Source organism: Chitinophaga sp. 30R24, from assembly GCF_049056765.1.
GTDB lineage: Bacteria > Bacteroidota > Bacteroidia > Chitinophagales > Chitinophagaceae > Chitinophaga.
This window is the reverse complement of record NZ_JBJGXX010000001.1, coordinates 510,903-525,414: the sequence shown is the minus strand read 5'-3', so window position 1 is coordinate 525,414 and position 14,512 is coordinate 510,903. Positions and strand designations below refer to the sequence as shown.

The 14,512-nt window shown below is 43.6% G+C and carries 10 protein-coding genes; 7 read left to right on the top strand and 3 right to left on the bottom strand.

Going from position 1 to position 14,512, the window contains the following annotated elements; translation table 11 throughout:
* Positions 1–162 precede the first annotated feature (162 nt).
* From dtd to ACDQ55_RS02125, 4 genes are all read left to right on the top strand, one after another.
* Positions 163–615 (top strand): D-aminoacyl-tRNA deacylase, encoded by a 453-nt coding sequence (gene dtd, locus ACDQ55_RS02140; protein ID WP_420979398.1) that lies wholly within the window; start codon positions 163–165, stop codon positions 613–615.
* Between the two features lie 50 nt (positions 616–665).
* On the top strand, positions 666–995 hold the full coding sequence (locus tag ACDQ55_RS02135; RefSeq protein ID WP_420979397.1) for a nucleotide pyrophosphohydrolase: 330 nt from the start codon (positions 666–668) through the stop codon (positions 993–995).
* A 46-nt stretch (positions 996–1,041) separates the two neighbouring features.
* Positions 1,042–1,983: a YihY/virulence factor BrkB family protein gene (locus ACDQ55_RS02130; protein ID WP_420979396.1), complete on the top strand. Its 942-nt coding sequence runs from the start codon at positions 1,042–1,044 to the stop codon at positions 1,981–1,983.
* A gap of 68 nt (positions 1,984–2,051) precedes the next feature.
* Complete coding sequence (locus tag ACDQ55_RS02125) at positions 2,052–3,479, top strand: glycine--tRNA ligase (protein WP_420979395.1); 1,428 nt, start codon at positions 2,052–2,054, stop codon at positions 3,477–3,479.
* Positions 3,480–3,632: 153 nt separating this feature from the next.
* Here the strand turns inward: ACDQ55_RS02125 and ACDQ55_RS02120 are convergent, their stop codons facing one another.
* Complete coding sequence (locus ACDQ55_RS02120; RefSeq protein ID WP_420979394.1) at positions 3,633–4,355, bottom strand: ferredoxin--NADP reductase; 723 nt, start codon at positions 4,353–4,355, stop codon at positions 3,633–3,635.
* Between the two features lie 136 nt (positions 4,356–4,491).
* Here ACDQ55_RS02120 and mfd point away from each other — a divergent pair, with 136 nt between their 5' ends.
* Entirely contained in the window at positions 4,492–7,866 is a 3,375-nt protein-coding gene (gene mfd, locus ACDQ55_RS02115) for a transcription-repair coupling factor (protein WP_420979393.1), read from the top strand.
* A 193-nt stretch (positions 7,867–8,059) separates the two neighbouring features.
* Complete coding sequence (locus ACDQ55_RS02110) at positions 8,060–8,767, top strand: SIMPL domain-containing protein (protein ID WP_420979392.1); 708 nt, start codon at positions 8,060–8,062, stop codon at positions 8,765–8,767.
* A gap of 69 nt (positions 8,768–8,836) precedes the next feature.
* Here ACDQ55_RS02110 and ACDQ55_RS02105 read toward each other — a convergent pair whose 3' ends face one another.
* Together ACDQ55_RS02105 and ACDQ55_RS02100 are read right to left on the bottom strand one after the other, a co-directional pair.
* On the bottom strand, positions 8,837–12,067 hold the full coding sequence (locus ACDQ55_RS02105; RefSeq protein ID WP_420979391.1) for a TonB-dependent receptor: 3,231 nt from the start codon (positions 12,065–12,067) through the stop codon (positions 8,837–8,839).
* A 313-nt stretch (positions 12,068–12,380) separates the two neighbouring features.
* Entirely contained in the window at positions 12,381–12,833 is a 453-nt protein-coding gene (locus ACDQ55_RS02100; protein ID WP_420979390.1) for a hypothetical protein, read from the bottom strand.
* 347 nt (positions 12,834–13,180) lie between these two features.
* Between ACDQ55_RS02100 and ACDQ55_RS02095 the strand changes: the two genes are divergently transcribed.
* Complete coding sequence (locus ACDQ55_RS02095) at positions 13,181–14,509, top strand: AAA family ATPase (protein WP_420979389.1); 1,329 nt, start codon at positions 13,181–13,183, stop codon at positions 14,507–14,509.
* The last annotated feature ends 3 nt before the right edge of the window (positions 14,510–14,512 follow it).

The following is a 14,512-nucleotide window of genomic DNA, read 5'->3' as shown; positions in this document are numbered from 1 at the left end:
ATATATGTTTATTTATAATATAATAAGTGATTTAGGGTAGGCAAGTTATTAAAACTAGAGGAATATGGCTTTTTCTCCGGATGCTTACCAATGTATGGGCAGATATTATCCATGCCTAGATTCAACCGATTTATTTAATTTACCGTCGTTAAAAGAATTTGCATGAAGGTAGTTATTCAACGGGTTAGCGCTGCATCTGTTGCTGTAGACGGCGCTATAACGGGAGAGATCCAACAAGGATTGCTGATGTTGCTGGGAATAGAAGATATAGATACAATAGAAGATATTCAATGGTTGAGTGCCAAGATAGTGAATCTTCGTATTTTCAATGACGACAATGGTGTGATGAATGTATCTGTTAAAGATATACATGGCGACATACTGTTAGTGAGCCAGTTTACATTGCACGCATCTACGAAAAAAGGGAATCGTCCTTCGTACATACGTGCCAGTAAGCCAGAGATAGCTATTCCTTTGTATGAAAAAATGATCACCCAACTGGAACAGGATATGGGCACTACCATTCAAAGAGGCATTTTTGGCGCCGATATGAAGGTGAGCCTAGTGAACGACGGTCCTGTTACCATTATTATCGACTCCCATAACCGGGAATAGTGACAAGATTGGAGCCTTTATTTTTCATTTTTATTATTAAAAACTAATTCATGACCATTCAGGAAGCCCAGGAAAAAATTGATAGTTGGATCAACACTACAGGAGTGCGCTATTTCAGTGAACTTACCAATATGGCTATACTTACAGAAGAAGTAGGAGAAGTGGCCCGTATTATGGCCCGCAAGTATGGTGATCAGTCGGCTAAGGAGAGCGATAACAAAATGCTGTTGGCAGATGAGCTGGCTGATGTGATGTGGGTACTGCTCTGTATTGCTAATCAAACAGGTATCGATATGACTGTGGCGTTAGAAAAGAACTTTGAAAAGAAAAATATCCGCGACGCACAGCGGCATCATAATAACCCCAAGTTAAAATCCTGATACGGTACGCATGTTTTTTGCATACTGTATTTAAAACCCCATTGCTATGAATAAACAGGGTGAACTGTACAAGGTTTGGCAAGTGTTAAAGCAGTCTGGTAGCGCATTTATAGACGGTAAAGTGCTTAAGCTCAGCGCTGCGCTGGCCTACTATACTATTTTTTCTGTTGCCCCCATGCTTATTATCATCATCTTTTTCTGTGATCTTTTCCTGGGAAAAGATGCAATTGAAGGGAATATCTATGGTCAAATACGCGGATTGGTAGGCAGTGAGGCCGCTTTGCAGATCCAGTCTATGATCAAGAATGCCTCCCTCTCTGGCGACATGAATTGGGCTACCATTGCAGGTTTTATCACCCTGATCATTGGTGCTACTGGTGTATTCGCAGAAGTACAGGATTCTATTAATTTTATCTGGGGATTAAAATCCAAACCCCAGAAAAATGGGTTGCTGCGGATGCTACTGAACCGGCTCCTTTCCTTTTCCTTAGTGGTAAGTATGGGATTTATCCTGTTGGTGTCGCTGGCGGTAAATGGTTTGATGGAGTTGTTCTCCCATATTATTACCAGTATGCTTCCCAGCAAGATCACTTCTGGCATCCTGTTTTCCCTGGCCGATTTCGTAGTGCCTTTTCTGGTAATCACCACCTTGTTTGCCATTATCTTTAAGGTGCTGCCAGATGCCCGTATCAGCTGGAAAGATGTACGGGTGGGCGCTATTACCACTGCTATACTTTTTATGGCGGGGAAATTCGCTATCGGCTACTACCTGGGGACCAGTAAGGTGAGCTCTACTTATGGGGCTGCCGGTTCTATTGTAATTATATTACTCTGGGTATACTATTCCGCCGCTATTTTGTACTTCGGGGCCGTATTTACCCGCGTCTACCTGCAATATTCCGGGGCAAAAATATATCCTAACGACTATGCCGTATGGGTGAAGCAGGTAGAAATTCCCCATGAGCCGGAAATTATAGAAGAGGGATAAATAATCGCTTATATAGTAATTAATAATTGCATACATATTTTCAAAATTGGCCTTTATCTTTGCGCCCTATGTCTACAGATCAGAATAAATTCCAGGCGATTATATCGCATTGTAAAGAATACGGTTTTGTTTTTCCGTCCAGCGAAATATACGATGGGCTCAGTGCGGTATATGATTACGGTCAGTACGGTGCAGAGTTGAAGAAAAACATTAAGGACTATTGGTGGAAGAGCATGACCCAGCTGCACGAAAATATCGTGGGGATTGATGCTGCCATTTTTATGCATCCTACTACCTGGAAAGCCTCCGGGCACGTAGATAATTTCAGCGATCCGATGATCGACAACAAGGATAGCAACAAACGCTACCGTGTAGATCATCTCATTGAAGGATATGCAGATACCTTATCCCCTGAAGCCAGCGAACCCCTCCTGGCTCAGATGGATGAATTGCTGAAAGAAAATGACTTCGCCGGACTTAAAACATTAATAGAAAGTAATAATATAAAATGCAGCGTTAGCGGCACCTCCAACTGGACAGAAGTACGTCAGTTTAACCTGATGTTCTCTACCCAACTGGGCAGCGTAACTGACGAAGCCAGCGAAATATACCTGCGTCCGGAAACTGCACAGGGTATTTTTGTGAATTTCCTTAACGTGCAGAAAACCGGCAGGATGAAAGTGCCTTTCGGTATTGCTCAGATAGGTAAGGCTTTCCGGAATGAAATTGTAGCCCGTCAGTTCATTTTCCGTATGCGCGAATTTGAGCAGATGGAAATGCAGTTCTTTGTACGCCCTGGCACACAAAAGGAATGGTACGAGAAATGGAAGGAAGAGCGGATGCAGTGGCACCTGAGCCTGGGCGTTGATCCAGCTAAATACCACTTCAAAGACCACATCAAACTGGCGCACTACGCAGATGCTGCAGTGGATATTGAGTACGAATTCCCATTCGGCTTCAAAGAAGTGGAGGGTATTCATTCCCGTACTGATTTCGACCTGAAGCAACACCAGGAATACAGCAAAAAGAAGATTCAGTACTTCGATACGGAAATTAACCAGAACTATGTGCCTTATGTAATAGAAACCTCTATTGGTTTGGACCGTATGTTCCTGCTTACTATCTGTAATGCTTATGCAGAAGAAGACCTGAGTACGCCTGAAAAACAGGACAGCCGTGTGGTATTGCGCTTACCGGCTAAGCTGGCGCCGATCAAACTGGCTGTTTTTCCACTCACTAAGAAAGACGGTTTGCCAGAACTGGCCCGTGAGCTGATGGATGACTGCAAACAGGCTTTCTATTGCTTCTACGAAGAAAAGGACGCCATCGGAAAACGTTACCGCCGCCAGGATGCCATCGGTACGCCTTTCTGCGTTACCATCGATCACCAGACCAAGGAAGATGGCACGGTAACCATCCGCTACCGCGACAGCATGGAGCAGGAACGCATCCCACTGTCTACAGTAAAACAACTCGTATTAAATAAAATTATCTAGTAGCTCATAAGCGGCTGCTACCGTTTAATAAGTACAATTTATCGCTTAGGCTTTACGCGTACTTATAGCAGTAGCAGCCCTTTTTGTTTTTCCCCGGGTTTCTTTTGCGCAAATGATAGCGCGGTTTGCCGGAATGGAGTATATGGGGGTAAGTTAACCATAGAGCTCTTGGTGTATATCATGCCGGTTGTAGCCCAGCGCTTGTATGCGTTGTTTGGCTTCGTCGATCATGGCTTTCCAGCCGCACAGAAAAAAGTAGGCAGGGCGTTGTTCTCCCTGCAGGAGCTCTTCATATACTTTGTGTACATATCCTTTTTGCCCGTTCCAGTTTTCTTCCCGTGATAGGGTGGGAATGTAATGGAAGCCAGGCATTGTGTTGGCCAATTGCTGCATTTCCTGAGCATATAGGAGGTCTTGCTGGTAGCGGCATCCAAAAATAAGATGAATAGGTGGGTGCGGCAGATGGTGCTCGTGGATATAATGCGCCATAGAGCGGAATGGTGCAATACCGGTACCGGTGCAAATGAAGAATAGTTCCTTATCTAACGGTTCTGGTAATACGAAAATTCCCTGCGGTCCTCTTAACAACAATTCGCTGCCTTCCTTTATTTCGTTGAACAGGTAAGTGCTGCCGGCTCCACCCTCCAATAATACGATCACCAGTTCAAATACATTGCTGCCATCCGGATGGGAAGCAATAGAGTAACTACGCCAGCGTTTGTTTTTTTTCTCGTGGATAGGGAGGTCCAGGGTCACAAATTGCCCTGGCTTAAAATCGAACCTCTCCATTTCAGGGACCTGAATCCAGAAACGGCGCGTATTGTAGGTTTCGTTTACCAGCTTTGTAACTATGCCAGTATGCCATAGGTCCAGCATGGAAATTTGAGTTTGGTCTTATTGAATATAAAGAAAATCCGGCATTTTACTATTTTAATATTTGATAGGATGCTTTTTCAATTAGCCCTTTTAAGCGATAGCCATTAAGTAAAATCTTCGTACCTTTGCATTCTTCATGAATTTACAGGCTGTATTACAATTATTTCAACGTGATGCTCGCTTGCAGTTGCTGGTGAAGGGGGTACAATCACCCACTCCACAATACTTTCAGCTTTCTTCCATTAGTGGGAGCGCAATAAATTTTGTGGCAGTAAGCACCTGGGCACATGCAGATGCGAATCATCTCTTTATCCTCAACGATAAAGAGGAGGCAGCCTATTTTCATAATGATCTGGAGCAACTTAGCCAGGCGCTCGATATTTTCTATTTCCCCGACTCTTTTAAGAAGATAGGTCAGTTCCATGAGATCAACAGCAGCCATAGCATGCTGCGCACAGAAGCGCTCATGAAATTTTCCGGAGACAGTATCCGGAAAAAGATATTGGTTACCTACCCGGAAGCCCTGTGGGAAAAAGTAGCCGGTAACCAGGCTTTCAATGCTAACATGGTGCAATTGAAAGTGGGGGATGTGCTCAAAGTGGATTCCCTCCTGGAACAATTGGTAGAGTGGGGATTTCATGCTACAGATTTTGTATATGAGCCCGGACAGTACGCTGTAAGGGGGGGGATTCTCGACATTTATTCCTTCGGCAACGAAAAACCATACCGTATCGAATTATTTGGAGAAGATATAGATTCCATCCGCTTGTTTGATCCGGAGTCGCAGTTGAGTGAACGTAAGCTTACCCAGGTAGCGCTGATCGCCAACATGGATACCCATGGAGCCGACCGTAGTAATAAAACGCCGCTTGCCGAATTCCTGCCTGCTAATACCGTGGTATGGATCAAAGATCCATCCTATGTAGCGGGCGTAATAGCGCAGCTAGAACAACGCCTGGATGATTTCCTGCAAAGCGGGCAAAAAGTACGGGTAGATGAAGATGAAGAAATGGTGCTGAAAGAGGATGACTTTGTGAAAGCAGCACCACTCATGGAACAGTTGCTACAAAGGTCTACCATCGTTTTTGGCAATAAAGACTGGCTAGCGGAAAATGGCCGCCAGCCACAATTAATCGCTTTCGATACCCAGGAGCAACCGGTATTTAACCGGCAGTTTGATCTGTTGATCAAAGATCTGGGCAAACATAACAGCAGTAAATATGCTTTGTTTATCTTCTCAGACAACCCACGTCAACTGGAGCGTTTGCGGAGTATATTCGAAGATCTCAAAGCCGATTTCGTCTTCTATCCTATTCCTGTGGCCATCAGCAATGGTTTTATAGACCATTCGTTGAAATTAGCATGTTATACTGATCACCAGATCTTCCAGCGTTTCCACAAGTACAAGGTAAAACAAGCCTATAACAAGAATAAGGCAATTACCATGAAAACCTTGCGGGAGTTGCAAGCGGGCGATTATGTAACACATATCGATCATGGCGTAGGGATGTACAGTGGTTTGCAGAAAATTGAAGTGGGTGGTAAAATGCAGGAAGCAATCCGCATTATTTACAAAAACAACGATCTGTTGTATGTAAATATCAACTCCCTGCACAAGATCAGCAAATATACCGGTAAAGAAGGGATAGAGCCCAGGGTGAATAAACTGGGCAGTGATGCCTGGGATAAGCTCAAGGAAAAAGCCAAAACGCAGGTAAAGGATATTGCCAAAGACCTGATACAGCTGTACGCCATCCGTAAGGCACAGCAAGGTTTTGCGCATACCCCCGATACTTATCTGCAAACAGAGCTGGAAGCTTCTTTCCTGTATGAAGATACCCCCGATCAGAGCAAGGCTACTGCAGATGTAAAACGAGATATGGAGTCGCCTGCACCGATGGATAGGCTGGTATGTGGCGACGTAGGCTTCGGGAAAACGGAAGTAGCTATCCGGGCTGCCTTCAAATCTGTAGTGGATGGCAAACAGGCTGCCGTATTAGTACCTACTACTATTCTCGCTTTCCAGCACTATAAAACGTTTGCAGATCGTCTGAAAGATTTTCCCTGTACAGTAGATTATCTCAACAGGTTTAAATCTTCCAAGGATAAAAAAGACACGCTGAAACGCCTTGAGGAAGGAAAAATCGATATTATTATTGGTACGCATGCTTTGTTGGGTAAAGAGGTGAAGTTTAAAGACCTGGGCGTGCTCGTGGTAGATGAAGAACAGAAATTTGGTGTTTCTGCCAAAGAAAAGCTCAAATCCTTAAAACATAACGTAGATACCCTTACGCTAACGGCAACGCCTATTCCAAGAACGTTACAGTTCTCCCTGATGGGCGCCCGTGATCTCTCTGTGATCAATACGCCGCCGCCTAACCGTCAGCCGATTGAAACAGAAGTGCAGGTATTTAACCAGGACATAATCCGCGACGCTATCTACTTTGAGGCTGAAAGAGGCGGGCAGGTATATTTTGTGCATAACCGGGTAAAAGGATTACAGGAAATGGCCGGCCTGATACAGGGTCTCTGCCCCGACCTGTCTATTGCTACTGCTCATGGCCAAATGGAAGGCCATCAGCTGGAGGAAGTGATTATGGATTTCATTGACCGCAAGTACGATGTACTGGTATGTACCAATATCGTGGAAAGTGGTGTGGATATCCCTAATGCCAATACCATCATCATCAATAATGCCCACCATTTCGGATTAAGCGATCTGCACCAGTTGCGCGGGCGCGTAGGCCGCAGCAATAAAAAAGCTTTCTGTTATCTGTTGGCGCCGCCAATGAGCACCCTCCCTGCCGACAGCCGTAAACGCTTGCAAACGCTGGAGCAACATAGTGAATTGGGTAGCGGTTTCCAGATCGCTATGCGCGACCTGGATATTCGTGGCGCCGGTAACCTGCTGGGTGGTGAACAAAGCGGTTTCATGGCGGAAATAGGCTTCGATATGTACCAGAAGATATTGGACGAAGCCATCCGCGAACTGAAACAAAACGAATTCCGCGAGTTGTTTAAAGACCAGTTAGAGCAGAAAAAAGATTTCGTAAGCGACTGTACAATCGATACCGACCTGGAAATATTGATCCCGGATACCTATGTAGAAAGTATACAGGAACGTTTAAACCTTTATCAGGAATTGGACAATATCACGGAAGAAGGCAGGCTGCAAGCCTTTGCTGATGAACTGGCAGATCGCTTCGGTCCATTGCCGGAACCCGTGAAAGACCTGCTAACCACTATCCGTTGCCGTTGGATGGCCATCCAGCTGGGCTTCGAAAAAATGATGCTGAAAGAAGAAACCCTGCGTTGCTATTTCATTAATAATCCCGATTCCCCCTATTTTGAATCCCCTACGTTTAATCACATATTAACGTATATACAAACCCGTACCAATAACGCCAAACTGAAACAGGTTGGCAAAAACTTTATGTTGGTGGCTTCCCGTATCCGCAACATGAATGACCTGTACGACTTCCTTAAGGCAATGACCGATAGCCGCAAGTAATTCACCTTGTAACATAAACTAAATCGATTACATTCGTTTCACGCGTAACGTGAAGGGGCCTGTCTGCTGTGTTTGACGGCATTAACAAAATTTTAAAACATCCCGGTATGGAATCATCTTTCATCCAGGCATCCTGAAAGCATACATAAATAGATAAACATCATTATTCAACAATAGTAAAACGCTATCACACATGAAAAAGGTAATATTATTGGCCGCAGGATTATTATTTGCATTAGGCACTTTTGCACAACAGGAGGATAAGAAACCTGTGAGAAAAATTGAGGTGAATGGTTCGGCAGAAATGGAAATTACTCCCGATGAAATTTATCTGGATATTTCTTTACGTGAATATCTGAAAGGTAAAACAAAGGTAGACATTGGTACATTGGAAAGGCAATTGCAGAAAGCAGTAGCGGAAGCTGGCATTCCGAAGAGCGATCTTACTGTTGAAAATGTATACGCTAATAACTTCGAGATCATACGTAAGAAAAAAGAACCACAGGAATTTATGGCGCGTAAACAATACCGCCTCAAATTGAACCGGTTGGATAAAGTAAATGATATACTGGGTGCAGTGGATGCGGAAGGGATAGAGAATACCCGTATATCTTCTTATACCTCCAGTAAAATGGAAACTTACCGCAAAGAAGTAAAGATAAAAGCATTGCAGGCAGCAAAAGCAAAAGCAGAATACCTGTTAGGAGCCATTGGCAACCAGTTGGATGGTGTTATTGAGATCCAGGAAATTAATACAGATAATTATAGTGATGCGGTACGTCCGGCAATGATGTTTAATATGGCGGCCAGATCTGTTGGCAACGGTGATGGTACGGAGGATATTGATTTCAAAACGATTAAGATCCGTGCAGAAGTGAGGGCAGTATTTGGGATTAAATGACCATAAAGTTTAAGGCATAAAAAGAGGTTGTTCACAATGAACAACCTCTTTTTTTATTGGCAAGTCTGATTAGAAGCTATATCTCAGACCCAGTTGCATTTGATGACGGGATGCAAAGAAGTCTTTTGAATATGGAATGCTTGGTTGAGCAAAGGTATAAGTAGGATAGTTGTTAACTACTTTACCGGTAGGTTTCAGACCAACACTCGCTGTAGAGTTGAAAGTGTTAGGTGAGAAGTACTGGATACCCCAGTTCTTGTCCAGCAGGTTAGTCAGGTTCACGATATCATAAGTAAGTGTGATAGTGTGTAATTTTTTACCTGCTTTGAAATTGAAGTCTTCGCTGAAACGGAAGTCGGCTTGTGTATTCCAAGGAGTACGGCCACCATTACGTTGAGTGAAGTCGCCTTTACGGCTGCTCAGGTATTTATCACTGTTTACATAGTTCATGAAAGCAGTAGCCTGTTGAGCAGCGGTTTGTCCACCAGCAACATCAGTGAAGAAGTTAGTCGCTTCAGCCACATCTTTTGGAATGTAAACAAGGCTCAACTGTTGAGGAGTACCTTGGATGGTAGCGTTTACGAAACCATAGGTGAATGGTACACCGGAAGAGGTATTAAAGAACACAGAGAAGTTAGAAACCCATTTGCCTTTAGAACCCCAGTCTTGTTTGTAGTTAACGGTAGCTACTATACGATGACGGATATCGAAGTTAGAGTAAGCCAGTCCTGGATTGTTAGGGTTCAGGGCCTGGTTCAGCTGCCAGTTAGATTCCATAGAGTTGCGGATACCATTGGTAACATCTTTAGACTGTCCGTAGGTATACGCAGCCATTGCATTCAGGCCAAATGGGAATACTTTGGAGATCTGACCGGTGATGCTGTAGCGGTAACCTTGATCGGTATTAGATAAGAGGTACGCGTTGGTGAACAGCGAGTTGATCTTAGCACCGCTGTAGATCGGCTGTTGGTGATTCACATCGTAAGCATAGTAAGTAGGATTGTCTACCAGGTTCACCTGTTGGAATTTCAGATCTTTGATCACTTTGGTATAGATACCTTCGATAGTGAATTTCCATTGGTTTTTGGTGATATAATCCAGCGCCAGGCTGCTTCTCCATGCTTGTGGCATTTTGAAGTTGTTGTCGATCATATCTACCTGGGTAGCACCGGCAGAATTTTTTACATTCACACCATTCTGGCCTGCAAAGTCTGCGATACCATTAGGTGAAGGTTTAGCAGCAGGCAGTGGTGCGTTTACAAACGGAGTGCTTGATTTCTGATCGTAAGCACCGTAAGTAACACCATTATTATAATAAGCATAACCTAACCATGCGAAAGGAATACGGCTGGTGAATAAACCTGTTCCACCACGCAGTACCAGGCTGTTATCGCCTTTGATGTCGTAGTTGAAACCAATACGCGGAGAGATCTGCATATTATTCAGGAAGTCGTTTTTGATATCCTTAGGTTTGGTATAAGTGTAAGTAGTACCGTAGTTAGGATCTACAGGTGCTTTACTGGTTTTATCGCTCAAAGGTTGTTTGTTAGGAATACCAGCGTAGTCTAAACGAATACCAGGTGTAATCCTGAAGCGATCGCTGAGTTGGATTTCATCTTGTCCGTACAGGCTGAGCAGGTTTACTTTAAACTGCGCAGGCGGATTAGCCATGATGTAGTCGCGGGAGTTGTTGGTGTAGTTATAGTTACCGCGTACACGTGCAGGGTTGTTGTTGAGGAAATCTTCGATGCTGTTATAGTCTAAACGGCCATTCCAAGAGTTCACAAAACCGTAGGTAATGTTATAGAACTCGTTATGTGTACCTAAAGTGATGGTATGGTTGCCTTTGAACAGGGTAACGTTATCAGTTACTTCAAAGGTTTTTTGTTTCATGTTGAAGATACTGGCTTCACGGTCGGTACCCAGGAAGATAGTGGAACCCGGAGCTCTACCAGCGATCTGGATCTGTGGTGCAGCTGGATCAGACAGTGGGTCTCTGTAATCGTGGATATCAGAGTAACCCAGGATTAAGCTGTTAGATAAAGACCTGTTAAAGTTGCTTTTCAATTCAGCAACAGTAGAAGTCTGGTTATTTACCTGTTTGAAGTCGATGCCTTTGAAACGGAAGTTCTGTTGGTCGCGTTCCAGGTTGGTAGCTTCGGAGGTAATAGTGTTGTTACGTACAGACAGTTGGTGCTTATCGTTGATATGCCAGTCTAAACGGTTAAAGAATTTGTTGGAATTAGAATAGATGCTGGTGTTGCCGGCAGTACCGGGATCTACGCCATAGCTTTTCATTACAGCAGTAATGTCGGCTGCATCTTTTTCTGATAAGATACCACCATTATCAGCAGAACCAGCGGCAAGGATTACCGGGTCTACACGACGGGTGATTTCTTCATTTGTGAAGAAGAATAATTTGTTTTTGATGATAGGGAAACCTAAGCGAACGCCGGTTTGGTATTCATGGAAATCGCTAGGCAGTTTAGAACCGTCACCAGCATTGTTTTTACCAACGAGAGAAGCATTACGGCCAAAACCATAGATAGAACCGTGTACTTCGTTGCTACCGCTGCGAGTTACTGCGTTGATACTACCGCCGAGGAAGTTACCCACTTTTACATCATATGGAGCGAGTAATACCTGGATGTCCTGGATCGCATCAACAGAGATCGGATTGGTACGGGTGCTGCTACCAGGCTGACCGCTGGAGTTGCTTTGACCACCGAGGGAAGGGCTGAAGCCGATCGCATCGTTGTTGATTGCACCATCTACGGTTACGTTGTTGTAACGGTAGTTAGTACCCAGGAAGGAGTTATTGTTGCTTTGCGGAGTAATCTTGGTTAAATCTTGCAGGCTACGGCTCAGGGACGGAATAGTTTTGATTTGTTCCTGACCTACCCTGGTACCGCCGGCTTTACCGCCACCCTGGTTACCGGTGATTACCACTTCACTCAATGCAGTGGATTCTTCTTCCAGTTTAAAGTTAAAGTTAGTAGTACCCAGACCGAGATTTACATCGGATTTGGTTTCTTTTTTATACCCTACAAAAGATACGGTGATGGTGTAGTTGCCGCCGGGGTTGAGGTTGGGGATAATATAACGTCCGTCGGTGTTGGTTTGCGTACCAGATTTTGCTCCGGTGCCATTATTTACTACTACTACCGTTACACCAGGAACAGCCTGGCCGGTTTTATCGGATACTTTACCCGATACAACAGCGGTGGTTACTTGCGCCTGCGCGTTGTTGTAAAAAATGATTACGAGAAAGCTAATTAATAGCGAAAAGAATGATTTCATAAACTGTGTGTAAGTATTTACGGGTGCAAAGGAAGTGGTCTAAAGCAACCAGAATGTTAACAGATCATTACGGAATTGTTAAGGAGGGCATAAAGTAAGCTTAAAAAGTGTATTTCGACGTTTTTAGGGTTAAAATAGTATCGTTTTTAGGGGAGTTATTTTACTTTAATGTTAATAATAATAAAAAAATGGCTTACAATATTTGTATTACTTTAATGTAAACAATAAATAATATAATGTAACCTTAACGTATATACGTAAAAAACCCTGCCTTTAAAGGCAGGGTGCTTTGAATAGCATCTGAATGGTGCTTTTAATAAATTTCAACTTTGAAAGTTCCGTCCGTTAAAGGTTTTTCAATCTCACCATTTGTTACTATACCAGAGAATGTTCCCTCTGCATATTTACTATTGATGCCTGTGATATTTACTTTGAGATGCTTGCCCACATAGCCAGGTTCTTTTTGCTGAATGCTCATGAGCGACATTTCCGCATCTTCAAAGGTGCCGGTACGAATGGAGTCTGGAAAAGTGATCATTAACTCCATATGATAATTGAAGTTGTTGGTTACCCCATCCAATACCAGGGTTTTCTGTCCGGTATAAACAGTATCTGTAATATATGCTTCTGTGGCATTAGCATGATACGTCACCGTGTCTAGTTTAAAAGAAAAGGTGCTGATAGTTTTAACGTCATTTTTTGTGGCATTACAGGCGCCCAGGCCCATTGCAGCGATAATGGCTACCAATAATAATTTGATACGCATAGTAAAGTATTTTTGTAGTATGCCATTTTTGTTGAAGAATAACCAGTGCCGGCCGCTATGGTGGCGGCCAGCAATAATTCTAGTTTAACATAGGATACTGGTTAGGTCTCTTGGCATAGGGATAATATGAATGCAATATATATATTTAATTACAAATTAAATATAATGTACATTGATAAATTACTAATTTATTGCTTTTAGCAAAACAAGATTACTTGGGCCAGTGCATTACTGCCTGCCTATTGGACTATTCAACAACCCGGAGGATTGAAATACTATAATTAACAATTCTTTTGTACCTGAATTACGTATTATTACGGGGTTACTGAACAAATTAAAAGCACATTATGTCATCGGAAGTAATAAAGCAGTTACAGGAAGCGGTGCAGTTTTCACCAGAGAATGTGCCTTTACGTATGCACCTGGCACAAGTACTGTTGCAGGATTATGAATATATAGCAGCAGAAGAGCAATACCGGAAAGTATTGGAACTATCAGCCAATCACACTGCTGCCCAACTAGGATTGGCCCGTACCTTTTATTATCAGCAAAAATATTCGGCTGCCATTGTAGTATTGGAACAGTTGGAACACCGGGAGCCAGATCATTTTGATGCTTTATTACTGCATTGCCGCATTCTGGTAAAGGAACAATCCCTTTCCCTTGCGAAAGAAATATATCAGCACTTATTACAATTGAATTCAGGCTTCCGCGATGAGGCGCTCGATAGCCTTTTTCGTGTTGCCCAACAGCAGCCAACCCCTTCTTACAATATGGATGAAGAGGAAGCCGAAACGGAAAACTTGTTTCTGTTGGAAAAGCCGGATATTAATTTTTCGGATGTGGGTGGTATGGAAAGAGAAAAACAGGAAATTGACCTGAAGATCATCAAGCCCTTACAATTTCCGGATCTGTATAAAGCTTATGATAAAAAAGCAGGTGGCGGTATTTTGTTATATGGCCCTCCGGGTTGCGGCAAAACTTACCTCGCCAAAGCTACAGCCGGACAAATACAAGCAGAATTCATCAATGTAGGCATCCAGGATGTGTTGGATATGTGGGTAGGCGCCAGTGAGAAAAACCTGCATAGCCTCTTCGAGATGGCCCGCCAGAGCAGGCCTTGCGTGCTCTTCTTCGATGAAGTAGATGCCCTGGGCGCTAACCGTAATTCGCTCCGTAATTCCGGTGCCGCACATATTATTAATCAGTTCCTGGCAGAAATGGATGGTATTGCCACCAATAATGAGAATATCCTTATTATGGGCGCCACTAATGCTCCCTGGAGCCTGGACCCTGCGTTCCGCCGCCCCGGCCGTTTCGACCGGATTATTTTTGTGGCGCCACCAGATGCAACTGGCAGGGAAGAAATATTGCAACTACAGCTACGCAACAAGCCTGTGGCAGATGTTAATTATAATGCCCTGGCCAAAGCCACAGCCGGTTTTTCCGGCGCCGATCTTAAAGCGGTGATAGATATGGCTACAGAAGAAAAATTGCTGGAAGCGCTGCAAAAAGGAACACCGCAACCTATTACACAAAAAGAATTATTGAAAGCCGCAAAAACACATAAACCAACTACCAAAGAATGGTTTAATACAGCCCGTAACTATGCGCTGTACTCCAATGAAACGGGGCTTTATGATGATGTTTTGAAATACCTGGAAATTAAGAAATAAACT

Bases quoted from the DNA above. Each gene is read 5' to 3' on its own strand.
- mfd (WP_420979393.1), top strand. From the start codon at position 4,492: ATGAATTTACAGGCTGTATTACAATTATTTCAACGTGATGCTCGCTTG.
- ACDQ55_RS02130 (WP_420979396.1), top strand. From the start codon at position 1,042: ATGAATAAACAGGGTGAACTGTACAAGGTTTGGCAAGTGTTAAAGCAG.
- ACDQ55_RS02095 (WP_420979389.1), top strand. From the start codon at position 13,181: ATGTCATCGGAAGTAATAAAGCAGTTACAGGAAGCGGTGCAGTTTTCA.
- ACDQ55_RS02100 (WP_420979390.1), bottom strand. From the start codon at position 12,833: ATGCGTATCAAATTATTATTGGTAGCCATTATCGCTGCAATGGGCCTG.
- ACDQ55_RS02135 (WP_420979397.1), top strand. From the start codon at position 666: ATGACCATTCAGGAAGCCCAGGAAAAAATTGATAGTTGGATCAACACT.
- dtd (WP_420979398.1), top strand. From the start codon at position 163: ATGAAGGTAGTTATTCAACGGGTTAGCGCTGCATCTGTTGCTGTAGAC.
- ACDQ55_RS02110 (WP_420979392.1), top strand. From the start codon at position 8,060: ATGAAAAAGGTAATATTATTGGCCGCAGGATTATTATTTGCATTAGGC.
- ACDQ55_RS02105 (WP_420979391.1), bottom strand. From the start codon at position 12,067: ATGAAATCATTCTTTTCGCTATTAATTAGCTTTCTCGTAATCATTTTT.
- ACDQ55_RS02125 (WP_420979395.1), top strand. From the start codon at position 2,052: ATGTCTACAGATCAGAATAAATTCCAGGCGATTATATCGCATTGTAAA.
- ACDQ55_RS02120 (WP_420979394.1), bottom strand. From the start codon at position 4,355: ATGCTGGACCTATGGCATACTGGCATAGTTACAAAGCTGGTAAACGAA.